Source organism: Amycolatopsis sp. (genome assembly GCF_035546795.1).
Classification (GTDB): domain Bacteria; phylum Actinomycetota; class Actinomycetes; order Mycobacteriales; family Pseudonocardiaceae; genus Amycolatopsis_E.
The window spans coordinates 39,584-60,934 of record NZ_DASZWC010000016.1; the positions used below are offsets into that span (position 1 = coordinate 39,584).

Consider the following 21,351-nt stretch of genomic DNA (forward strand, 5'->3'; position numbering starts at 1 on the left):
GTTCACTCCACGCCGATCAGCAGCACGGCCTCGGTCTGGCCACCGGGATAGCTCACGAACTCGACCTCCGGCCGCTCCTCGCGCAGCCGGCCGGCCAGCTCGTGCTCCACCCCGGCGGGCGCGCCCACCCCGGTCAGCACCGTGACCAGTTCGCCGCCGACGGCCAGCATCCGCCGCAGCACCGTCAGCGCGGCGGCGACCAGGTTCTCCTCCGAAGCCGGCTCGACGAGGACGACTTCGCCGTCCACGAAACCGATCAGGTCACCGGCGTGCGCCCGCCCGACCCAGGTTATCGACTCCTCTTCGGCGACCACGAGCTCGCCACGCCGGGTGGCCGCGGCCGCCTCGGCCATCGCCACCACGTCGTCGTTCGCGCGGCGGGCGGCGTCGTGCACCGCCAGCGCGGCCAGCACCTGCACCGGCGACGCGCACGGGATGACCACCACGTCGCGGTCGCCGATCATCGCGTGCCCGGCCATGTCGTCCGCGGCCGCGGTGAGCCGCACGTCTCCGGGCAGCACCGTGACGTGCCCCACCGCGCGCTCGGTGATCAGGCCCAGCATCTCTTCCACGCTCGGCCGCGCACCGGACGGCACCGCGAGCACCGCGACGCCCTCGTCCCGCAGCAAGCCGGCCAGCTCCTCGCCGCGCACCACAGCGACCACCGCCCTGTCCGGCCCCGCCGGCGCCTCCAGCGGCGTCGGCGTGACCAGCGGCTCCACCCGGATCCGGCGCGGACGGCCGACGTCGAGCCCGGCCTCGATCGCCGCGCCGATGTCCGCGCAGTGCACGTGGACCGCGAACGCGCCCGAGCCGTCACCCGCGACCGTCACGCTGTCCCCGAGCCCGCTCAACGTGCGGCGCAACGGCGGGAGATCCGGCTCGGTGACGCCTTCCAGCAGGTACATGACCTCCCACGCGTACGGCGCCGGCTCCGTCGACGGGCTCTGTGTATGCGCTTCGCAGGAATGCACCGGCTCGGTGACGGCGCCGGTCACCACACCCGCCAGCGCGTCGAGGACCGCGACCAGCCCCCGCGCGCCCGCGTCGACCACTCCCGCCGACGCCAGCACCGGCAACTGCTGCGGCGTCTGTTCCAACGCCGCCGAAGCCGCCTTCGCCGCGCTTCGCACGACCTCGTCCAACGGCTGCTGCCCGCCGACCGCCTGCGCGACGGCCTGCAGCACGGTGAGCATGGTGCCCGCAACCGGCCGCGCGACCGCCTCCGTCGCCACCTTGTCCGCACGGACGAGCGCCTTCGCCAGCGCGGGCCCGTCCAGCTCCGGCGCCGAGCCTGCCGAATCGGCGAGCCCGCGCAACACCTGCGACAGGATGACGCCGGAATTGCCGCGCGCGTTGCGCACCGCGCCACGGGCCAGCAGCGCCAGCGCCTGCCCGGCACCGGAGATCTCACCCTCCGTCGCCAGTTCGTCACGGGCACCCGTCATCGTGTGCAGCAGGTTGGAGCCGGTATCGGCGTCCGCGACCGGGTAGACGTTGATGCCGTTGATGGCGGGCCGGAGCACGTCCAGACTGTGTACGCACGCCGAAGCCCAGGCCACCACCGCCGCCTCGTCCAACGCCCGCACTCGCCCGACCTCCTCGCGTTCGTCGCAGCGTATCGACCCGGCCGCGGGCGGCGCGCGGACAGTCGTTACTATGGTCGAGTTGCTCGGCTCCACGCTGAGCGTGTTTTGTCTTCCCTGATTGTCAAAGGAGTTCGACGTGGCTGCCGTGTGCGACGTCTGTGGCAAGGGACCGGGCTTCGGCAAGTCGGTCTCGCACTCCCACCGGCGTACCAACCGCCGCTGGAACCCGAACATTCAGACCGTGCACGCCAAGATCGGTCTGTCCCAGCGCAAGCGCCTGAATGTGTGCACCTCGTGCCTCAAGGCCGGCAAGGTCGTTCGCGGCTGAATCCCGAACTTCTCGGGCCCGGGCGGACTTCGTGTCGCCCGGGCCTCTTGTCGTGCGCGGGGTTCGTCCGCGGATGTACCGGTGTGCTGCCGACGGGTTCGTCTGTTTTCCATGCACCCATGCTGGCGCAGCTCACACCCGGAGCGCGACCCTCATCTGCCCTGCCTGTGGACAACCCACCCCATGTGGACAACTGCCGGGCTCAGGGCAGCTTCCAGTCGATGGGCGGGCAGCCCTGCGTGGCCAGCAGCTGGTTCGCCCTGGTGAACGGACGCGAGCCGAAGAAACCGTTGTGTGCGGACATCGGGCTCGGATGCACGGACTCGATCGACGGCAGCCCGCCGAGCAGCGGCTTCAGACTGCGCGCGTTGCTGCCCCACAGGATCGCCACCAGTGGCCCGCCGCGTGCGGCCAGCGCGCGGATCGCCTGCTCGGTGACCTCTTCCCAGCCCTTGCCCTTGTGCGAGTTCGGCGAGCCCGGCCGGACGGTGAGCGACCTGTTCAGCAACAGCACACCCTGCTCGGTCCACGGCGTGAGATCGCCGTTCGCCGGCATCGGATGGCCGAGGTCGTCGCAGTACTCGCGATAGATGTTCTGCAGGCTCTTCGGGATCGGACGCACCTCCGGCGCGACCGCGAAGCACAGGCCGATCGCGTGCCCGGGGGTCGGGTACGGGTCCTGCCCGACGATGAGCACCTTGACCTCGGAAAACGGCTGTTTGAATGCCCGCAGCACGTTCTCGCCCGCCGGCAGGTACCGGCGTCCCGCCGCGATTTCGGCGCGGAGGAACTGCCCCATCGCCGTGATCCGGTCGGCGACCGGCGCCAGTGCCTCGGCCCAGCCGGCTTCCACGACTTCCCGCAACGGTTTTCCGGTCACGGCCCGCGACTTTAGCGGTCCGCGCGGCCGCTGTATGCAGCGGCCGGGACTGGCACTCAGTCCAGGCGCCGCAGCTCGGCGCGGAAGTACCGGGCCCGCTCGACGTAGGAATCCACGACCCGCGCGATCTGGTCCGGGCCGAAGGAACTGTTCGGCCGCGTCTTCGCCGGTACGCCCAGCGCGATGTGCCCGCCCGGCACGTGCGAGTTGTACGACAGCACCGCACCGGCGCCGACCATCGCGCCGTCTTCGAGCACGCTTCCGTTCAGCACCACCGAACCCGAGGCGATCAGGCAGCCCGTGCCGATTTTCGCGCCCTCCACGTGTACCGCGTGCCCGATCGCCGAGGACGAGCCGAGGATCGTCGGATCCTCCTTGGTGCAGTGCACCACGCAGCCGTCCTGGATGTTGGCGCGCTCGCCGAGTTCGATGTAACCGTTGTCACCCCGCAGCACGGTCTGCGGCCACACCGAGGCGTGCGCGCCGATCCGGACGTCCCCGATCACCGTGGCATCCGGATGCACGTAGGCCTGCGGATGGATCCGCGGTTCGCGGTCGCCGAGCGCGTAAATCGGCACGAGTGCTCCAATCTGTGTCCGGTGCGGGCCCCTTCACAGCGACCCATCCCCGGCACTGATTGGATCACGGCCATGCTCGGCCGGATAGTCCTCGCCGCCGTGACGCTCGCGGCCGCGATGATCTGGCCCTCGGGACCGAGCGGCGAGTTGCGCAACGGCTTGGCCGCGACGCCGCCGATGGGCTGGAACAGCTGGAACCAGGTCGGCTGCGCCGGCCTGAACGAACAGGTGGTGCGCGACGCGGCGGATACGCTGGTACGCACCGGAATGCGCGACGCCGGCTATCGCTACGTCGTGGTCGACGACTGCTGGCAGGCACTGACCAGAGCCGCCGACGGCTCGCTGCGGCCGAACCCGGACAGATTCCCGCACGGCATGGCCGCGCTCGCGGACTACGTGCATTCGCGCGGGCTGCTGTTCGGGATCTACGCCACGCCCGGCAGCGGAACCTGCGCGATGTACAACTCCGGTTACCCCGCCACGGGAATCGGCTCGCTCGGGCACGAACGCCAGGACGCGGAAACGTTCGCGAGCTGGGGCGTGGACTACCTGAAGTACGACTGGTGCTACGCCGACACCCACGACGGCCTGGACGAACAGACGGCGTTCGCCAGGATGCGCGACGAGCTGCAGCGGTTGCCCCGGCCGATCCTGTACGCGATTTCCGAGTACGGCGCGCGGAAACCGTGGGAGTGGGCGCGGCCGGTGGCCAACATGTGGCGCACCACCAACGATCTCAGCGCGGACTGGGCCTCGGTGTCCTCGACGATCGAGCAGCAGGCGGCGGTCACCACCGGCAGCCCCGGCGGCTGGAACGACCCCGACATGCTGCAGATCGGCAACGGCACGCTCAGCGAAACCGAGGCGCGGGCGCATTTCAGCATATGGGCGATCCTCAACGCGCCGTTGTTCACCGGCACCTCGCCCACCGCCGCGGACCTGGGCACACTGCTCAACCGCGAGGTGATCGCCGTGGACCAGGATTTCGCCGGTACCCAAGGCAAACAGCTTGCCGTCGATGCCAGCACCGACGTGTGGGGAAAACCGTTGTCCGGCGGGGGTTACGCCGTCGTGCTGCTCAACCGCGGCGACTCGCCCGCGACCGTTTCCGCCGACGTGCCGGGACGCTGGACCGTGCGGGACCTTTGGCAGCACACGGAAACCGGGACCAGCGACGGCACGCTGCAAGCGGAGGTGCCCGCGCACGGGGCCGTGCTGCTGCGGCTCACTCCGCGCTGAGCTCCTTGGCCAGGCACACACTCAGCGCGTCGTCCTTGTACAGCCCGAACTTCGGGATGTCGGTGTAGCCAGAGGACCGGTACAGCGCTATCGCTTCGGGCTGCTTCAAGCCCGTCTCCAGCACCACCCGCCGATGCCCGGCGGCCCGCGCCGTCCGCTCCAGCTCCGCCAGGATCGCGCGTGCGAAACCCTTGCCCCGCATGGCATCCACGACGTACATCCGCTTCAGCTCCGCGTCACCGGCGCGCAGCCCTTCCGGCGGTTCCTCGTGCGTCCGCCAGCCGCCGCCGGCGACCGGCACATCCTCGGCATAGCCGATCAGGAACAGTCCTTGCGGCGGCGCGAACTGCGCGGGATCGACCTCGGTCGCGTCCGGTTCGCCGTACCGGACCACGTACTCCTGCTGGACGGCCTCGATCAACTTGCCCGAATCCGGGTGATCGAACGGCAGCACGCGCAACTCCACCCTCGCACGTTACCGATCCGACCGAAAGCAGGCGGACGCGGTCCGCAGCCGATCCGCTCGTAGAAATCCGTTTCCGCCGTGGCTGCCGTCGGCTCGGTAACCAATGACACAGTCGTCAGCGCCAATGCTCCCAACCGGGTTCCTCGTGATAGGTCTCACCGTCGAGGGTGACCCCGGAGTCCGGCATAGTCACCACCCCGATCTGGCGCCAGCCCTCGGGCAGATCGACAAACGACGGGAACGTCGCGGCCAGCGCGTGGTCCTCGCCGCCGGTGAGCACCCAGCGCCACGGGTCGACGCCCAGCGCGGTACCGACCTCGACGAGGCGCTTGGGCAACTCCAGGGATTCGCGGCGCACGTCGAGGCCGACACCGGAGGCTTCGGCGAGGTGACCGAGATCGGCAAGCAGCCCGTCCGAAACGTCGATCATCGCGGTGGCCCCAGCCTCGGCCGCGGCGGGACCGGCCGCGTACGCCGGCTCCGGGTAGCGCTGCGCGTTGACCACCGTGACCGGCGACCGGAAACCGCGGTGCAGCACGGCAAGCCCGGCCGCCGCCCAGCCGAGCCTGCCGCAGATCGCGAGCAGATCACCGGGCCGGGCACCGGCCCTGGTCACCGGTGCGCGTCCGCGTAGGTCACCCAGCGCGGTGATGCTCACCACGATCTGGTCCGCCTGCACCATGTCCCCGCCGACGAGCCCGGCACCGGCGGACTCCGCCTCGGCCCACATCCCGTCGGCCAGCTCGGTGATCACCTGCACCGGGGTGTCCGCCGGGCAGGCGAGCCCGACGAGGATCGACGTCGGCTCGGCGCCCATCGCGGCGATGTCGGCCAGGTTCACCGCGACCGCCTTGCGCCCGACCTGTTCCGGAGTGGACCAGTCCAGCCGGAAGTGCACGCCCTGCACCAGCACGTCGGTACTGGCCGCGACCCGGCCGTCGGGCATCGCGACCACCGCCGCGTCGTCGCCGGGACCGAGCAGGGTGGCCTCGGGTTGTCTTCGGTTCTCGGTGACCGCACGGATCAGTCCGAACTCACCCAGTTCGGCGACCGTGCCGATTTCCGGCACGTTCTGTGACGACACTCGCCACCTCCGTCCCTCGTACGTCGACTGTGCCATTCACTGCCGTTCCGACCACAGTCACGGCGGAAATGGGCTGCGCTCAGCTGTCGGCCGCGGACCGGCTCCGCCTGCTTTTTGGTCTGATCGGCAATGGTCGGATCACCTATCGTCCCCGGGTGGGGTAGGTTCTTCCCACGTTCCTACCTTGAGTTCTACGACGGAGACGAAGGGGCGCGCCGTGGTTCACGCATACATCCTCATCCAGACGGAGGTCGGCAAGGCCGCCGCGGTCGCCGGGGAGATCGCAGGCATTCCCGGGGTGACCAGCTCGGAGGATGTGACCGGTCCCTACGACGTCATCGTGCGCGCCGAGGCCGAAACCGTGGACCAGCTCGGACAGCTCGTCGTCGCCAAGGTACAGGGCGTGGAGGGGATCACGCGGACCCTGACCTGCCCGGTGGTACACCTTTAGAACGTGCCCGAAGCCGACCCGACCGGGGCCCCGTCCCGGCGTTTGATCCTCATCGCCGCCGTGCTCGCCGTCGCACTCGCCGCCGTCGTCGCGGTGCTCGGCATCCGCGCCGGGTCCAATGAGGACGACCAGCACAACGGACCGCTGGCCCTGGTTCCGGTGCCGGCGCCGCAGGCAGGCTCGGCGGACTGCACGAACCTGATCGCCGCGCTGCCGAACGAACTCGTATCGAACGGCGCGCAACTCACCCGCCGCGAGCTGGCACAACCGGCGCCGGCAGCCACCGTCGCCTGGGGCGAGCCCGACGCCATCGTGCTGCGTTGCGGGCTGGACAAGCCCCCGGAGCTGAACCCGACGGCGCAGCTGCGGGTGGTGTCCGGGGTGCAGTGGCTGCCGGTGGAGGGCGAAGGCGCGTCGACCTGGTACGTGGTCGATCGGAACGTCTACCTCGGCCTGACCGTGCCGGACACCGCGGGCACGGGACCGCTGCAGGAGATCTCGGACACTGTCGCGGCGAAGCTGCCCGCTGTGCCGCTTCGCTTCTAGCGCAGGCCGACACCGCGGGCGATCGCGGTGTCGACAAGGGTGGACAACAGCGTGCGGTAGTCGACGCCGGTGACGGCCCACATCTTCGGGTAGGCCGAGGTGGTGGTGAAGCCGGGCATCGTGTTGACCTCGTTGATGGTGAGCTCGCCGTCCTGGCCGACGAAGAAGTCCACCCGCGCCAGGCCCTGGCAGTCGAGCGCTTCGAAGGCACGCACCGCGGTGGCCCGTAGTTTCTCGGTGATCGCGTCGTCGAGCTTCGCCGGGATGTCCAGCTCCGCGTCCTCGCCGAGGTACTTGGCCTCGAAGTCGTACCAGGCGCCTTCGGCCTCGGAGACCACGCGGATCTCGGCCGGCAGCGAAGCCTCGACGCGGCCGTCCGGAAACTCCAGCACGCCACACTCGACCTCGCGGCCGACGACCGCGGCCTCGATGAGCACCTTCGGATCTGTCTCGCGGGCCAGCGCGATGGCGGCGTCCAGCTGGTCCCACGAGGTGACCTTGCTGATGCCGATGGACGAGCCGGCGCGGGCCGGTTTGACGAACACGGGCAGCCCCAGCCGCTCGCGGTCCGCGTCGTCCAAAGTGGACTGGTTACGGCGCAGCGACACGTAGGTGCCGACCGGAAGCCCTTCCGCGGCAAGGAGTTTCTTCGCGTACTCCTTGTCCATCGCGCCCGCGCTCGCGAGCACACCGGCGCCGACGTACGGGATTCCGGCCAGTTCGAGCAGGCCCTGAATGGTGCCGTCCTCGCCGAAGGCACCGTGCAGCAACGGGAAAACGACGTCCACGCCGCCGAGCGCGCCGGTGCCGGGGCCGATGCCGACCAGCTCGCGCCGCGTCGGGTCGCCCGCCAGCACGAGCGCCTTGTCGTTCTGCTCGACCACGGGCAGTTCACGGCCCTGGATGGCCAGCTGCGCCGGGTCCGACGGGCCCAGCACCCAGCCGCCTTCGCGGGTGATGCCGATCGGCACGATCTCGAACCGCTCCGGGTCGAGATTCGCCAGCACGCTGCCGGCCGAGACACAGGAGATGGTGTGTTCGGTGCTGCGGCCGCCGAACACCACGGCCACCCGCGTCTTGCGTGCGCTCATGGCCGGTCACCCTACCGGGCGCTTGTCCCCGGCCGCCCGCCGCAGTATTCACGCAGGAGCCCGACCAGCACGTCGAGTGATTCGCGGAGCGCTTCGCGGGAGCAGCCCGCGTAACCGATCGCCACGCCGAACGCAGTGGGCTCGTCCGCGAAATGCCGCGCGAGACCGTCCAAGCGGATCGAGCGGGCCTCCGCCCTGGCGAGGCATTCCTGTTCACCCGCCGCGGAAGCGAACGGGACGACGAGATGCGCGCCCGCCTCGTCGCCGACCACCGGCACATCGCCGGCGCGCAGCGCGTCGACGAGCAGGGCCCGGCGCTCGGACAGTTCGCGGCGGAGTTTCCGCAGATGGCGGCCGAGATCCCCGTGCCGGGCGAGTTCGATCAGCACCCGCTGGCCCGCGGGCGACGGCCTCGTCCCGGTTCGTTCGCGGTAGGCCAGCACGGCGGAGCTGACGGCGGGCGGGGCGACCATCCAGCCCGCGCCGAGCGTCGGGGTGAGGATCTTGCTCGTGGTCCCCAAGTGCACCACGACGTCGGACGCGAGCGCGGCCAGCAACGGCAGCGGCGCGACGTCGAACCGCAGCTCGCCGTCGTAGTCGTCCTCGATGATCAGCAGGTTTTCGCGGCGGGCCCGTTCGACCAGCTCGACCCGGCGGGCCGCGCTCATCCGGCTGCCCATCGGATATTGGTGCGCCGGGGAACAGTAGACCGCGCGCACTCCGGCCGGAATCGCATCCGGGCGCAGGCCCTCGTCGTCCACCGGGATCCCCGCCACCCGGACACCACTGGCCCGCAACGCCTGCACCGCGCGCTGATAGCCGGGCTCCTCGACTGCCACGAGGTCGCCCGCCGACAACACCGCGCCTGCCAGCTCGACGACCGCGCCCGTGGTGCCGCCGGTGGCGAGCACGAAGTCGGTGCCGACGGCCAGACCCCGGTGCCGCAACAGATGTTCGGCTATCGCGGCGCGGTAGTCGGGCAGCCCAGCGCGATGCGCGCGGGCCAGCGGGGCCGCGTCCGCCGCCGCGCGCCACGCCCTGCGCCATGCCGCCCTGTCCAGCCCCGCCGCCCACGGCGTTCCCGGGGTGAGGTCGAGAATGCTTTCGGGTTCGGTCTGTTCACCTGGGATAGTGCGATGGACCGGCCTTCCGGTGGGCGGCGACGTGGTGACATAGGTACCGGAGCCGTGCCGCCCGGCGATCCAGCCCTCGGCGTGCAACTGTTCGTACGCCGCGGAAGTGACCGTGCGGCTCACGCCGAGCCGTTCGGCCAGCGCGCGGGTGGACGGCAGGCGGTCGCCGCCACGCAAGTGCCCGGTGGAGGCGGACTGGCGCAACGCGTCCGCGAGCTGCACGGCAAGCGGCACCGGGGACTCCCGGTCGAGCGTCACGGGCAGGGCGGTGCCGGAGTGGGTCATCCGAAGTGGCCTTCTGAAACGTCTCAATAGTGGCTATTCAACAAGTCCACTATAGGCCCCATCCTGAGTACATGACGACCCTTTCACCCACCCCGCGCAGCACGCTGACCCGCAAGAAGGACCGGGCGGCAACGGATCGCACCAAGCTGTACGAAGTCCTCGACGCCGGGCTGATCTGCCACCTGGGGCTCGTGCTCAACGGTTCCCCGGTCGTGCTGCCCACCGGGTACGGACGCGACGGCGACACCCTGTACCTGCACGGTTCGACGGGCTCGGGCAACCTGCGCGCGGCGGCGACCGGCGCGGACATCTGCGTCACCGTGACGCTCGTCGACGGGATCGTCTACGCGCGCTCGGTGAACAACCACTCGATGAACTACCGCAGCGCCGTCGTGCACGGCCGCGCCCGGTTCGTCGACGACGCCGACGAAAAGATGCGCGGGCTCGAAGTGGTGACCGGACACCTGGCGCCCGGCTCATGGGAACACGCGCGTGGCGTCAATGCCAAGGAGTTCGCGTCGGTCGGCGTGCTCGCGCTCGACCTCGGCGAGGCCTCGGTGAAGGTGCGCGCCGGCGAGCCGGTCGAGGAGCCAGAAGACGTTGCCAGCAACCATGTCTGGGCGGGCGTGGTACCGGTCCAGACCACTTTCGGCACCCCGGTGCCGGCGGCCTACATGCCCGACGGCGCGCCGATCCCGGCGCACGTTGCCAATCCGACCGGAAGTCGGCGGACACCAACCGCGGCGGACTAGCTCGGAGAAACCCATTTCCGCCGTGGCTGTGGTCGGATTAGTAACGATCGGCAGAGTAATCGCGAACCGGCCCACTGATCGGGTCCAGGTGGTAGGCGCGCATCGCGCGGCCACCGGCACGGTAGACGTGGATGCTGACAGCCGGGTCCGGGCCCTCGTTGCGCACCTGGTGCACGTAGCCGGGGCCGAACACGCGGGACTGCCCGGCCGCGAGCGCATGCAGTTCGGTGACGGCGCGACCGCCGGGGGCGCGCCGCGCCACCGTTTCCGACAGCGAGCCGCTGACGACGGTGAACGCGCCCGTCGAAAGAGCGTGGTCGTGCAGATCGGTGTGCTGGCCCGGCAGCCAGCCCATCAGCCACACCTCTTCTTGGGCGTCGGCGGTGATGAGCGCGGAAAAGCGCTGGTCGAGGTCGTAGCGGAGCAGGTGCCGCCAGCGATCGCGGTCGACGGCGTACTGCAGCGCGACACGCACCGGGTGGCGCAGCAGGGGCTTTTCGGTCAGGGCGACGGTGTTGTCCGGAACGGCGAACATGGATACAGGTGTCCTTGGGAAAGAAAGGGAAAAGGTCGGCTGGGGCAGGTCACCGACAAGGACACAGCGCGCTGGCAACGCGACGGAGGCGAATCTCGCCCCGCCGTTCCGGCATGCCACGCGTGAACATGCCGCCAAGCGAACCAGCACGCACCGGCCGCGTCAACCCGATCCCACGAACTGGGCGCCACGTCACGACGAGCGGCGCGGACTCAGGACCATTCGTGTTTGCGTTCGCGGCCCAGTAGCGCGGCCCCGGCCTGGCGCGGGTCGACGCCCTCGTGACAGACGCGGTGCATGGCATCGGTCAGCGGCATGTCGACGCCCGCGGTCTGGGCGAGTTCGCGGATGGACGAGCACGACATCACGCCCTCCGCGACCTGTCCGCCCGCAGCCGCCTGCGCCTGCGCCAGCGTCTCCCCGCGGCCGAGCCGTTCGCCGAAAGCGCGGTTACGGGAGAGCGGCGAAGAGCACGTCGCGACCAGATCCCCCACTCCCGCGAGGCCGGCGAACGTGAGCGGGTCCGCGCCCAGTTTCGCGCCCAGCCGGGCGGTTTCCGCGAGCCCGCGGGTGATCAGCGTCGCCAGGGTGTTCGCGCCGTAGCCGAGCCCGGACGCCATCCCGCACGACAGCGCGATCACGTTCTTGCACGCGCCGCCGAGTTCCGCGCCCACCACGTCGGTGTTGGTGTACGGCCGGAAGTAGGACGTGGAGCAGGCACGCTGGATCGCCACCGCGCGCTCATGGTCCACGCACGCCAGCACCGCCGCCGCAGGCTGTTCCTGTGCGATTTCCCGCGCCAGGTTCGGACCGGTCACCACGACGATGCGGCCCGCGCCCGCACCGGAAATCTCCGCGATCACTTCACTCATCCGCTTCAGCGTGCCGAGCTCCACGCCCTTCGCGAGACTCACGAGCGTCGCGTCCGGCGGCAGCAGATCGCGCCAGCCGGTGAGATTCGCGCGCAGGCTCTGACTCGGCACGGCCAGCACCACGGCCTGCGCCCCATCGAGCGCCGCCGCGGCATCCGACGTCGCGGTCAGCCTGCCGGGCAGCACGATCCCGGGCAGGTAACCGGAATTGGTGTGCTCGCCGGAGATCTCCGCGGCGATCTCGGGCCGGCGGGCCCACATCGTCACGTCGCGGCCCGCGTCGGCGAGCACCTTGGCGAACGCGGTGCCCCACGACCCCGCGCCCAGCACCGTGATGCGCTGTGGCTCCATCACTCGCCGTCCGCCGGCTCCGGCTTCTTCGCGGGCGGGGCCTCCCCGCGGACTTCCGCCAGCAGGTCGGTGATCCGGCCCATCATCAGTTCGGTCACCTCGCGCAGCACCGGCGCGGTGGGCTCCTTGTCGCGGTACGCGGACAGATCGATGGGCTCGCCGACCGCGTGCGTGACCGTCTTGCGCGGCAGGAAGCGCAGCTTCTTGTGGTAGAAGTCGAGGATCTCGTTGGTGCCCCAGCGCGCGATCGGGATGACCGGCACGTCGTTGCCGATCGCGAGCCGGGCAGCACCGGTGAACGCGCGCTTCGGCCAGCCGTCTGGGTCCTTGGTGATGGTGCCCTCGGGATAGATCACGACGACCTTGCCCTCGGCGAGCGCCTGATGCGCCGCGCGCAGGCTGTCGCCCGCGCTGGCCGAACCCCGGTATACCGGAATACCGCCCGAGCCGAGGAAGATGCGCCCGAAGATGGGCGCCTTGGCCACACTGTCCTTCGCCAGGAACCTCGGCACCCGCTTGTTGCGGTGCACGAACACGGCGTCCACGGCAGGGTCCATGTGCGAGACGTGGTTCATCACCAGCAAGGCCCCGCCTTCGCGCGGGATCCGCTCCGCGCCGGTGTAGACGCGCCTGCCGATCAAGCTCACGGGGTAGAACAGGGCGGCGGCGGCTCCGACCCAGAATCCGCCCTTCTCACGACCGGCCAAGGCTCCTCCACTTGTGTTCTCCATTGCCTCCCGATGATCCTAGGGGGCGGGATCAGGGAAGATGGTGGCGTGCCCGTACCGGTAGTCCTGGTCGTCCCGCTGAAGCCTCCGCGCGCCGGCAAGTCCAGGCTGCGCGGGGCCGTCACCGAAGCCGCGCATCCCGAACTCGTGCTGGCGCTGGCCGAAGACACGCTGAGCGCCGCGGTGGAGGTGGTCGAGCGCGTGCTGGTGGTGGCGAGCGACGTGCCCGCGGTCGAGCGGCTGCGCCGCACGGGCGTCGAAATCGTCGCGGAGCAGGGTCCGCACGGTCTCAACGCCGCCTTGCGGCAGGGGGAAAAACGGCTGCGGGCGGACTATCCGAACGCGGTGATCGGTGCGTTGCAGGCGGATCTGCCCGCGCTGCGCGCCGGCGAACTGGCCGCCGCGATCGCCGAAGCCGACGGGCGGCGGGCGTTCACCGCGGACTGGGAAGGCACCGGAACCACACTGTTGTTATCCGCTCGGGGCGCGGCGCTGGACCCGAGGTTCGGCGTGGGTTCCGCGCCGGCGCACACGGAGTCGGGCGCGCACCCGCTCCGGCTGGCGGCGCCGGGTCTGCGCCGGGACGTGGACAGCCCAGCCGACCTGGCGCACGCCCGGCAGCTCGGGCTCGGCGCGCGCACCGCGGAACTGCTTCTCCAGGAGCGCGTCGCGTGAACATCGGGCGTCCGCTGGGTCAATTTCTCCGGATCCTCGGGCGCACCACCGGCGCCTTGATCACGGCGGCGATCGGAGTATCGGCAACCGCCCCCGAAGTGAGGAACAATGGCCGGGTGAGCAGCGACGAGACGAGCATCCCGGACCAGACCGCCCAGTCCGAGGGCACCGGCGGCGACGCCAAGCCCCCGCAGCAGTTCCGTGCCGTGCCGTCGGCGCCGCCCGCGGTGACCACCCCGGCGCCGGTGGCCTCCCCCGAGTCCCTGCCCGACGACCGCTACTTCAACCGCGAGCTGTCCTGGCAGGATTTCAACGCGCGCGTGCTCGCGCTGGCCGAGGACTCGTCACAGCCGTTGCTGGAGCGGGCCAAGTTCCTCGCCATCTTCGCGTCCAATTTGGACGAGTTCTACATGGTCCGGGTCGCGGGTCTCAAACGCCGCGACGAGACCGGACTGCCGGTGCGCAGCGCGGACGGGCTCACCCCGCGCGAGCAACTGGCCTACATCGCCAAGCGCAACCAGGATCTGGTGGAACGGCACACCCTGGCGTTCGAGGAAAACCTGCGGCCCGAGCTCACCGAGCACGACATCCACCTCGTCGGCTGGGCGGATCTGGACGCGGCCGATCAGTTGCGCCTGTCGAACTACTTCAGCGAGCAGATCTTCCCGGTGCTCACCCCGCTCGCCGTCGACCCCGCGCACCCGTTCCCCTACATCTCCGGGCTGTCGCTGAACCTCGCCGTCACGGTGCGGGATCCCGAGGGCGGCACGGAACGGTTCGCGCGCGTGAAGGTGCCGAACAACGTGCCGCGGCTGATTCGCGTGGAGCCCCAACGGGAAACCCGCACGGCCACCTTCCTTCCCTTGGAGGAACTGATCGCGGCGCACCTCGGCGAGCTGTTCACCGGGATGGAGGTGACCGAGCACCACGTCTTCCGGGTCACCCGCAACGCGGACTTCGAGGTGGAGGAGGACCGCGACGAGGATCTGCTGCAGGCGCTGGAACGCGAACTGGCGCAACGGCGGTTCGGCCCGCCGGTGCGCCTCGAGGTCGCGCAGGACATGAGCGAGCACATGCTCGATCTGTTGCTGCGCGAACTGGAAGTGGATCCGCACGACGTGGTCGAGGTGCCGGGGCTGCTCGATCTGACCTGCCTGTTCCAGCTTTCCGGGCTGGACCGCAAGGAGCTCAAGGACCGGCCGTTCGTGCCTGCCACGCATCCGGCCTTCGGCGAACGCGAGACGCCCAAGAGCGTTTTCGCCGCGCTGCGCGAGGCGGACGTCCTGGTGCACCATCCCTACGACTCGTTCTCCACGAGCGTGCAGCGCTTCATCGAGCAGGCCGCGCACGACGACAAGGTGCTGGCGATCAAGCAGACGCTGTACCGCACCTCCGGTGACTCCCCGATCGTGAACGCGCTCATCGACGCGGCCGAGGCGGGCAAACAGGTCGTGGCACTGGTGGAGATCAAGGCCCGCTTCGACGAGGAGGCCAACATCTCCTGGGCCCGCACGCTGGAACGCGCGGGCGTGCACGTGGTCTACGGCCTGGTGGGCCTGAAAACGCACTGCAAGATCATGATGGTGGTGCGGCAGGAAGGCGCCACCATCCGCCGCTACTGCCACATCGGCACCGGCAACTACAACCCGAAGACCGCGCGGCTGTACGAGGATCTCGGCCTGCTCACGGCCGACCCGGCGATCGGCGCGGACGTGACCGATCTGTTCAACGTGCTCACCGGGTACTCGCGGCAGGAGACCTACCGCAACATCCTCACCTCCCCCAACGGGATCCGGCGCGGCATCCTGCGGATGATCGGCGAGGAGATCGAGCACAGGCTCGCGGGCAAACCGGCCGCGATCCGGATCAAGTGCAACTCGCTGGTGGACGAACAGGTCATCGACGCGCTCTACCGCGCTTCACAGCAGGGCGTGCCGGTGGAGGTCGTCGTCCGGGGTATCTGCGCACTCAAGCCGGGGGTGCCTGGTTTGAGTGAGAACATCTCGGTCCGTTCCATTCTCGGACGGTTCCTGGAGCATTCCCGGATCTTCCATTTCCGGGCGGGCGGATCCCATTGGATCGGCAGTGCCGACATGATGCACCGGAATCTGGACCGGCGAATCGAGGCATTGGTCTGCGTCAAAGACCCGAAATTGACCGCGCAGCTCGATTCCATACTCGATTCGGCGCTCGATCCGGAGACCCGGTGCTGGGTGCTCACCGCCACCGGGGAATGGTCGCCGTCGCCCGCGGACGGCACCAAGGTCCGCGACCACCAGGTCGAACTGCTGAAACTGCACGGGACGAACGGGTGAGCCAGGATCCGATCCGCGCGGCCGGTGCGGTGCTCTGGCGGGAAAGCGGGCACGGACCGGAAGTCGCGGTCGCGCACCGGCCGCGCTACGACGACTGGTCGCTGCCCAAGGGAAAGCACGACGCCGGGGAGACGATCCCGGCCACGGCGGTGCGCGAGGTGCTGGAGGAGACGGGTTTCCACGCCGTGCTCGGCAGGCACCTGCGCACCGTGGAGTACCAGGTGCCGGACGGGCGGAAGGTGGTCGACTACTTCGCCGCGAAGGCCGGCCCCGGTGAGTTCCGGCCGAACGACGAGGTGGACCGGCTGCGCTGGCTGGCTCCCGGCGAGGCCGCGGAAGTTCTGAGCTACCCGACGGACGTCGACGTGCTGCGCGCGTTCACCGCCGTGGCTGTGCCGCTGAGCAAGCTCGTGCTGGTCCGCCATGCCAAGGCGGGCAAGCGCGAGGAATGGACCGGAGACGACGATCTGAGGCCGCTTTCCCCCGCCGGGCTGCGGCAGGCGAGCGCGGTGGCGGCACTGGCCCCGTTGTTCGGAGTGGACAGGGTGTTCTCCGCGCCGCGGCTGCGCTGCGTGCAGACGGTGCGCGAGCTCGCCGGGGTCCTCGGCGTCGAGATCACCCAGGAACCGTTGCTGTCCGAGGAGGGTTACTGGGCCGATCCCGCGCGCGGGCTGGCCCGGCTGCTCGGTTTCGTCGCCGGCGGCGGCACGCCGATCGTGTCCAGCCAGGGCGGCGTCATCCCCGATGTGGTGACGACACTGGCGGAACGGTCCGGCCTGACGTTGCCCGCGGGCAAGGGCGGGCTCGCGCCGAGCAAGAAGGGTTCGTTGTGGGTGCTGTCCTTCCGGGGCGGCGCGGGCAACGGTGGCCCCCGGCTGGCGGCCGCGGACTACTACCCGACAGCGCTTCCGCACCCGGCTCCTTCGGCCAGGTAAGCACTTTCGCGCCTGAGCCGCCGCACACCGCAAACGCGGCAGGGCCCCCGCGGTGTTCGCGGGGGCCCTGCCGAGAGCCGTTCGAGTGAACGGAGTTACTTCTTCTTCCGGGCGGCGGTGGTCTTCTTCGCCGCCGCCTTGGGGGCCGTGGCCTTCGCCGCGGTCTTCGGCGCGGCCTTGGTGGTGGCCTTCTTCGCCGTGGTGGCCTTGGCCGCGGTGGTCTTCGCCGCGGTCTTCGGCGCTGCCTTGGTGGCGGCCGCCGCACGCGTACGCGTGGTGGTGGCGCGGGCCGTGGTGCTGCGGGTGGCGGTCGGACGCGTGGTGGTCCGGGTGCCGGCGGCACGCGAGGCGGTGGCCCGCGTCGTGGTGGCACGCGTGGTGGTCGCGCGCGACGAGGACGTGGTCGCACGCTTCACCGCGGTGGCCTTCGGCAGCTTCTTGGCGCCACTGATGACGTCCTTGAACGTGGTGCCGGCGCGGAAGGCGGGCACGTTCGTCTTCTTCACGCGCACGGTCTCACCGGTGCGCGGGTTGCGCGCGGTGCGGGCGGCGCGAGCGCGCTTCTCGAACACACCGAAGCCGGTGATGTTCACCTTCTCGCCCTTGTTCACCGTGCGGATGATGATGTCGACGAGACCGTCGACGGCTTCCGACGCAACCTTCTTGTCGCCCAAACGCTCGGAGAGCGCCTCGATCAGCTGGGCCTTGTTGGCCATTCCAGTCCTCCATGAAGAACTACTTGTCACACGGCCACATCGGCCGACTTGCGCACACGGTATTACCAACTGCCCGGAAATTCCAAACGGCGCGCGGAATTTTTTACCGCCCGGGGCATGGTTTCCGCCCTCCGAGCGACCCTTTGCGGGTCTTCCGCGCGCCGTCCGGCGTGCTTGCGCTAGTCCGCTATTCCCTTGCTGAGCAGGGAATCTGTGCTTTTCAGGCGGCCGGGGAGGTGGTCACCGGCTTCCAGTTGGGACGGTTGGCCTCGAAGTTGTCGATCTCCTCGGCGTGTCGAAGGGTGAGAGCGATGTCATCGAGCCCCTCGAGCAGCCGCCAGCGGGTGTAGTCGTCGATCGTGAAGGGCGCGACGAAGTCCTTGGCCCGCACGGTCTTCTCCTCGAGGTCGACCGTGACCTCCGTGCCCGGCTCGTTTTCCAGGATCTTCCACAGCTGCTCGACGTCGGACTGCTCGCACTGGGCGGCCACGAGTCCCTGCTTGCCCGAGTTGCCACGGAAGATGTCCGCGAAGCGGGCGGAGATGACGACCCGGAAGCCGTAGTTCATCAATGCCCAGACAGCGTGTTCGCGCGAAGAGCCGGTGCCGAAGTCCGGTCCGGCGACGAGCACGGTGCCCGCGTTGAAGGGTTCCTGATTCAGGATGAAGGTCTCGTCGCCGCGCCAGGCCGCGAACAGCCCGTCCTCGAAACCGGTGCGGCTGACCCGCTTGAGGTAGACGGCGGGGATGATCTGGTCAGTGTCCACGTTGGACCGGCGCAGCGGGACGCCGATGCCGGTGTGTGTCTTGAACGGCTCCATGGTGGGTGAGCTCCTTGTCAGTTCAGAGGTCCTCGGGGCTGGACAGGGTGCCGCGCACTGCCGTGGCAGCGGCGACGAGCGGGGAGACCAGGTGCGTCCGGCCCCCCTTGCCCTGCCTGCCCTCGAAGTTCCGGTTCGAGGTGGAGGCGCTGCGCTCGCCCGGCTTCAGCTGATCCGGGTTCATGCCAAGGCACATCGAACAGCCAGCCTGGCGCCATTCCGCGCCGGCGTCGAGGAAGACCTTGTCCAGCCCCTCGGCTTCGGCGGCCTGGCGGACCCGCATCGAGCCCGGGACGACGAGCATCCGGACGCTGTCGGCCACCTTGCGGCCCTGCAGCACGTCCGCCGCGGCCCGCAGATCCTCGATCCGGCCGTTGGTGCAGGAACCGAGGAACACGGTGTCCACGGCGACCTCACGCAGCGGCGTGCCGGGCTTCAGGTCCATATAGGACAGGGCCTTCTCGGCGGCGAAGCGCTCGTTCTCGTCGGCGATCTGCTCCGGGTCCGGCACCGCGGCAGCGAGCGGCAGGCCCTGGCCGGGGTTGGTGCCCCAGGTGACGAACGGGGTCAGCTCGTCGGCGTCGATGCTCACTTCGGCGTCGAACTCCGCGCCCTCGTCGGTAGGGAGCGACTTCCAGTTCTCCACCGCGGCGTCCCAGTCGGCGCCCTTCGGCGCGTGCGGACGATCCTTGAGGTACGCGAAGGTCGTCTCGTCCGGAGCGATCATCCCGGCGCGGGCGCCCGCTTCGATGGACATGTTGGCCACGGTCATCCGCGCCTCCATCGACAGCGCGCGGATCGCGCTGCCGCGGTACTCCAGGACATACCCCTGGCCGCCGCCGGTGCCGATTTTCGCGATGACCGCGAGGATGATGTCCTTCGCCGTGACGCCGGGGCGCAGCGTGCCCTCGACGTTGATCGCCATCGTCTTGAAGGGCTTCAGCGGCAGCGTCTGGGTGGCCAGCACGTGCTCGACCTCGGAAGTGCCGATACCGAAGGCCATCGCGCCGAAGGCGCCGTGCGTGGAGGTGTGGCTGTCGCCGCACACCACGGTCATCCCCGGCTGGGTCAGCCCGAGCTGCGGGCCGATCACGTGCACGATGCCCTGTTCGGCGTCGCCCATCGGGTGCAGCCGAACGCCGAACTCCTTGCAGTTGCGGCGAAGGGTGTCGACCTGGGTGCGGGACACCGGGTCGGCGATCGGCAGCTCGATGTCGATCGTGGGGACGTTGTGGTCCTCGGTGGCGATGGTGAGATCCGGCCGCCGGACCGGGCGCCCCGCCAGCCGCAGCCCGTCGAACGCCTGCGGGCTGGTGACTTCGTGCACCAGGTGCAGGTCGATGTAGAGCAGGTCGGGCTCCGCGCCTTCGCCGCGGCGCACCGTGTGCGCCTCCCACACCTTCTCGGCCAGCGTGCGGGGCCGTGTCGCGGTCATCTGCGCTCCTCCCAAAGAGGTTGGTTGGGAGCAAAGGAACCCGATCACGGAGCCCGGCCGCGAGCGCGGTCGTCCGCAACTCGAGTTCGATATTTCCCAGATTGTGGACTTCCCATTCTTCGGGAAGCTAGTATCGCGTCGTGGGACAGCATAGCCCTTCCAACCAGCACAGCGGTATCGGCGTTCTCGACAAAGCCGTGGCCGTTCTCCAAGCCGTCGCCGAAGATCCTTGCGGGCTCGCGGAACTGTGCACCCGCACCGGACTGCCCCGGGCGACCGCGCACCGGCTCGCGGTGGGCCTCGAAGTGCACCGGTTGTTGCGCCGCGGCCCCGACGGCCGCTGGCGCCCCGGCACCGCGCTTTCCGAACTGGCGGGCGGCACCACGGATCCGCTGCTGGACGCCGCTGGGTCGATTTTGCCGAAGTTGCGCGACATCACCGGCGAAAGCGTGCAGCTGTACCGGCGGGACGGCGTGCAGCGGGTCTGTGTCTCGACTTCGGAGCCGACGAGCGGGCTGCGCGACACCGTGCCGATCGGTTCGAGGCTGCCGATGACGGCCGGTTCGGGAGCGAAGGTCCTTGCCGCGTGGGCCGATCCGCACACGCAACGGGCGATTCTGGCGGATGCCGTGTTCGGGGAGCGCACACTGCTGGAGGTCCGTCGTCGTGGCTGGGCGCAGAGTGTGGCCGAACGCGAGCCGGGCGTAGCCAGTGTTTCGGCTCCGGTGCGGGATTCCTCCGGCACGGTCATCGCGGCGGTGTCGGTTTCCGGCCCGGTGGAACGGATCGGCCGCAAGCCGGGCGCCCGCTGGGCCGCCGACCTGCTGGCCGCGGCGGAGGCGCTGCAGGAACGGCTCTAGGGGTTTTGAGGATGGGGCGTGGCCGGGGTGCCGCGCCCCATCACTGTTTCCGGGCTCGGTGGCCGCGCATCTTGCGCCGGGCACCAGTGGATAAAGCCGCGCCGCACCTCAACGCCGGGCACCAGCGGACACAGCCATCCCACACCTCAACGCCGCGCTCGATACGCGCGCATCTTGTGCCGGGCGCCACAGATCTCCATGGAGCACCACACGCTGTTCCCCGCCGGCGAGCGGTCGTAGAACACCCACCGGCATTCCGGCGCGCGGCAGACCTTCAGCCGTGCCGTCTCGTCGCGAAGCGCGGCCGTGCACAGCTCTGCCAGCAACTCCCCGAGCAGGCCGTCGACTCCCGTGCCCACCTTCGGTTCCAGCACCGCGCGCCCGTCCGGCGCCCACACGGGGCCGGTGAGAACCTCGGCGGTGTAACGATTCAAGGTCGCTCCGGTCTCGCCGCCGAGATGGTCGCGGATCGCCTCGCGCGCCTCGGTCAGCCGGGCCAGTCCGCACTCATCCAGCCCGCGCACCGGCATCTCGTGCGCGCGCAACCACTTGCCCGCGCCGGCCACGTCACCGAAGGCGTCCTCCCCGTACAGAAACCGCGCCGAGTTACAAAACGTCTCCAACCGCACAAGGGAATCGGGGGCGGCGACCCGGGCGAACGGCATACAACTACGTTACCATCTAAAC

Annotated in this window: 23 protein-coding genes; 9 read left to right on the top strand and 14 right to left on the bottom strand. The window is 69.9% G+C overall.

The window, feature by feature from the left end:
* Positions 1-2 precede the first annotated feature (2 nt).
* Positions 3-1,589 (bottom strand): DAK2 domain-containing protein, encoded by a 1,587-nt coding sequence (locus VHD82_RS10975; RefSeq protein ID WP_325700608.1) that lies wholly within the window; start codon positions 1,587-1,589, stop codon positions 3-5.
* A 136-nt stretch (positions 1,590-1,725) separates the two neighbouring features.
* On the opposite strand from VHD82_RS10975, the gene rpmB reads away from it, so the two are divergent.
* Positions 1,726-1,917, top strand: a complete 192-nt coding sequence (rpmB, locus tag VHD82_RS10980; RefSeq protein WP_112272104.1) for a 50S ribosomal protein L28 — start codon at positions 1,726-1,728, stop codon at positions 1,915-1,917.
* Between the two features lie 202 nt (positions 1,918-2,119).
* Here the strand turns inward: rpmB and VHD82_RS10985 are convergent, their stop codons facing one another.
* Positions 2,120-2,797, bottom strand: a complete 678-nt coding sequence (locus tag VHD82_RS10985) for a uracil-DNA glycosylase (protein WP_325700618.1) — start codon at positions 2,795-2,797, stop codon at positions 2,120-2,122.
* A 56-nt stretch (positions 2,798-2,853) separates the two neighbouring features.
* The gene (locus VHD82_RS10990; protein ID WP_325700621.1) at positions 2,854-3,375 is read right to left on the bottom strand and encodes a gamma carbonic anhydrase family protein; all 522 of its coding nucleotides are present in this window, start codon (positions 3,373-3,375) and stop codon (positions 2,854-2,856) included.
* A gap of 72 nt (positions 3,376-3,447) precedes the next feature.
* Here VHD82_RS10990 and VHD82_RS10995 point away from each other — a divergent pair, with 72 nt between their 5' ends.
* Entirely contained in the window at positions 3,448-4,614 is a 1,167-nt protein-coding gene (locus tag VHD82_RS10995; RefSeq protein WP_325700624.1) for a glycoside hydrolase family 27 protein, read from the top strand.
* Here VHD82_RS10995 and VHD82_RS11000 read toward each other — a convergent pair.
* Both VHD82_RS11000 and VHD82_RS11005 read right to left on the bottom strand, forming a co-directional pair.
* Positions 4,601-5,080, bottom strand: coding sequence for a GNAT family N-acetyltransferase (locus VHD82_RS11000; RefSeq protein ID WP_325700627.1), 480 nt, complete (start codon positions 5,078-5,080; stop codon positions 4,601-4,603). The two genes, VHD82_RS10995 and VHD82_RS11000, sit on opposite strands and share 14 nt — an antisense overlap.
* Before the next feature lie 115 nt (positions 5,081-5,195).
* Positions 5,196-6,164, bottom strand: a complete 969-nt coding sequence (locus VHD82_RS11005) for a thiamine-phosphate kinase (protein WP_325700630.1) — start codon at positions 6,162-6,164, stop codon at positions 5,196-5,198.
* 217 nt (positions 6,165-6,381) lie between these two features.
* Here VHD82_RS11005 and VHD82_RS11010 point away from each other — a divergent pair, with 217 nt between their 5' ends.
* On the top strand, positions 6,382-6,615 hold the full coding sequence (locus tag VHD82_RS11010; RefSeq protein WP_144751370.1) for an Lrp/AsnC family transcriptional regulator: 234 nt from the start codon (positions 6,382-6,384) through the stop codon (positions 6,613-6,615).
* 3 nt (positions 6,616-6,618) lie between these two features.
* Entirely contained in the window at positions 6,619-7,161 is a 543-nt protein-coding gene (locus tag VHD82_RS11015; protein ID WP_325700636.1) for a DUF3515 domain-containing protein, read from the top strand.
* On the opposite strand, the gene VHD82_RS11020 is transcribed toward VHD82_RS11015, so the two are convergent.
* Together VHD82_RS11020 and VHD82_RS11025 are read right to left on the bottom strand one after the other, a co-directional pair.
* Positions 7,158-8,252: a D-alanine--D-alanine ligase family protein gene (locus VHD82_RS11020; protein WP_325700638.1), complete on the bottom strand. Its 1,095-nt coding sequence runs from the start codon at positions 8,250-8,252 to the stop codon at positions 7,158-7,160. The two genes, VHD82_RS11015 and VHD82_RS11020, sit on opposite strands and share 4 nt — an antisense overlap.
* An 11-nt stretch (positions 8,253-8,263) precedes the next feature.
* Positions 8,264-9,670 (bottom strand): PLP-dependent aminotransferase family protein, encoded by a 1,407-nt coding sequence (locus VHD82_RS11025; protein WP_325700641.1) that lies wholly within the window; start codon positions 9,668-9,670, stop codon positions 8,264-8,266.
* 71 nt (positions 9,671-9,741) lie between these two features.
* On the opposite strand from VHD82_RS11025, the gene VHD82_RS11030 reads away from it, so the two are divergent.
* A complete protein-coding gene (locus VHD82_RS11030; RefSeq protein WP_325700644.1) occupies positions 9,742-10,422 on the top strand; it encodes a pyridoxamine 5'-phosphate oxidase family protein in 681 nt (226 codons plus the stop codon).
* 37 nt (positions 10,423-10,459) lie between these two features.
* On the opposite strand, the gene VHD82_RS11035 is transcribed toward VHD82_RS11030, so the two are convergent.
* From VHD82_RS11035 to VHD82_RS11045, 3 genes are all read right to left on the bottom strand, one after another.
* The gene (locus tag VHD82_RS11035) at positions 10,460-10,957 is read right to left on the bottom strand and encodes a cysteine dioxygenase family protein (protein ID WP_325700647.1); all 498 of its coding nucleotides are present in this window, start codon (positions 10,955-10,957) and stop codon (positions 10,460-10,462) included.
* Positions 10,958-11,169: 212 nt separating this feature from the next.
* A complete protein-coding gene (locus VHD82_RS11040) occupies positions 11,170-12,180 on the bottom strand; it encodes an NAD(P)H-dependent glycerol-3-phosphate dehydrogenase (protein ID WP_325701248.1) in 1,011 nt (336 codons plus the stop codon).
* Positions 12,180-12,887 (bottom strand): lysophospholipid acyltransferase family protein, encoded by a 708-nt coding sequence (locus VHD82_RS11045; protein WP_325700650.1) that lies wholly within the window; start codon positions 12,885-12,887, stop codon positions 12,180-12,182. The genes VHD82_RS11040 and VHD82_RS11045 overlap by 1 nt, the downstream gene beginning before the upstream one ends.
* A 33-nt stretch (positions 12,888-12,920) precedes the next feature.
* On the opposite strand from VHD82_RS11045, the gene cofC reads away from it, so the two are divergent.
* From cofC to VHD82_RS11060, 3 genes are all read left to right on the top strand, one after another.
* On the top strand, positions 12,921-13,583 hold the full coding sequence (cofC, locus tag VHD82_RS11050) for a 2-phospho-L-lactate guanylyltransferase (RefSeq protein ID WP_414637486.1): 663 nt from the start codon (positions 12,921-12,923) through the stop codon (positions 13,581-13,583).
* Between the two features lie 137 nt (positions 13,584-13,720).
* Positions 13,721-15,898, top strand: a complete 2,178-nt coding sequence (locus VHD82_RS11055) for an RNA degradosome polyphosphate kinase (protein ID WP_414637490.1) — start codon at positions 13,721-13,723, stop codon at positions 15,896-15,898.
* Positions 15,895-16,833: an NUDIX hydrolase gene (locus tag VHD82_RS11060; protein WP_325700658.1), complete on the top strand. Its 939-nt coding sequence runs from the start codon at positions 15,895-15,897 to the stop codon at positions 16,831-16,833. The genes VHD82_RS11055 and VHD82_RS11060 overlap by 4 nt, the downstream gene beginning before the upstream one ends.
* A gap of 95 nt (positions 16,834-16,928) precedes the next feature.
* Here the strand turns inward: VHD82_RS11060 and VHD82_RS11065 are convergent, their stop codons facing one another.
* The 3 genes from VHD82_RS11065 to leuC all read right to left on the bottom strand — a co-directional run bounded on the left by VHD82_RS11065 (position 16,929) and on the right by leuC (position 19,804).
* Positions 16,929-17,549: an HU family DNA-binding protein gene (locus VHD82_RS11065; protein ID WP_325700664.1), complete on the bottom strand. Its 621-nt coding sequence runs from the start codon at positions 17,547-17,549 to the stop codon at positions 16,929-16,931.
* A 220-nt stretch (positions 17,550-17,769) separates the two neighbouring features.
* Positions 17,770-18,369 carry a 3-isopropylmalate dehydratase small subunit gene (leuD, locus tag VHD82_RS11070; RefSeq protein ID WP_325700667.1) on the bottom strand — a complete coding sequence of 200 codons (600 nt, stop codon included), beginning with the start codon at positions 18,367-18,369 and terminating at the stop codon, positions 17,770-17,772.
* 22 nt (positions 18,370-18,391) lie between these two features.
* Entirely contained in the window at positions 18,392-19,804 is a 1,413-nt protein-coding gene (gene leuC / locus VHD82_RS11075; protein ID WP_325700670.1) for a 3-isopropylmalate dehydratase large subunit, read from the bottom strand.
* Positions 19,805-19,944: 140 nt separating this feature from the next.
* Between leuC and VHD82_RS11080 the strand changes: the two genes are divergently transcribed.
* Positions 19,945-20,664, top strand: a complete 720-nt coding sequence (locus VHD82_RS11080; protein ID WP_144751402.1) for an IclR family transcriptional regulator — start codon at positions 19,945-19,947, stop codon at positions 20,662-20,664.
* Positions 20,665-20,810: 146 nt separating this feature from the next.
* On the opposite strand, the gene VHD82_RS11085 is transcribed toward VHD82_RS11080, so the two are convergent.
* Positions 20,811-21,329 (bottom strand): CGNR zinc finger domain-containing protein, encoded by a 519-nt coding sequence (locus VHD82_RS11085; RefSeq protein WP_325700675.1) that lies wholly within the window; start codon positions 21,327-21,329, stop codon positions 20,811-20,813.
* Positions 21,330-21,351: the final 22 nt, after the last annotated feature.

What these genes read in the sequence shown, in the direction of transcription:
- VHD82_RS10995 (WP_325700624.1), top strand. Translation starts at nt 3,448, where the DNA reads ATGCTCGGCCGGATAGTCCTCGCCGCCGTGACGCTCGCGGCCGCGATG.
- VHD82_RS11020 (WP_325700638.1), bottom strand. Translation starts at nt 8,252, where the DNA reads ATGAGCGCACGCAAGACGCGGGTGGCCGTGGTGTTCGGCGGCCGCAGC.
- VHD82_RS11025 (WP_325700641.1), bottom strand. Translation starts at nt 9,670, where the DNA reads ATGACCCACTCCGGCACCGCCCTGCCCGTGACGCTCGACCGGGAGTCC.
- VHD82_RS11030 (WP_325700644.1), top strand. Translation starts at nt 9,742, where the DNA reads ATGACGACCCTTTCACCCACCCCGCGCAGCACGCTGACCCGCAAGAAG.
- VHD82_RS11035 (WP_325700647.1), bottom strand. Translation starts at nt 10,957, where the DNA reads ATGTTCGCCGTTCCGGACAACACCGTCGCCCTGACCGAAAAGCCCCTG.
- VHD82_RS11040 (WP_325701248.1), bottom strand. Translation starts at nt 12,180, where the DNA reads ATGGAGCCACAGCGCATCACGGTGCTGGGCGCGGGGTCGTGGGGCACC.
- cofC (WP_414637486.1), top strand. Translation starts at nt 12,921, where the DNA reads ATGATCCTAGGGGGCGGGATCAGGGAAGATGGTGGCGTGCCCGTACCG.
- VHD82_RS11065 (WP_325700664.1), bottom strand. Translation starts at nt 17,549, where the DNA reads ATGGCCAACAAGGCCCAGCTGATCGAGGCGCTCTCCGAGCGTTTGGGC.
- leuD (WP_325700667.1), bottom strand. Translation starts at nt 18,369, where the DNA reads ATGGAGCCGTTCAAGACACACACCGGCATCGGCGTCCCGCTGCGCCGG.
- leuC (WP_325700670.1), bottom strand. Translation starts at nt 19,804, where the DNA reads ATGACCGCGACACGGCCCCGCACGCTGGCCGAGAAGGTGTGGGAGGCG.
- VHD82_RS11085 (WP_325700675.1), bottom strand. Translation starts at nt 21,329, where the DNA reads ATGCCGTTCGCCCGGGTCGCCGCCCCCGATTCCCTTGTGCGGTTGGAG.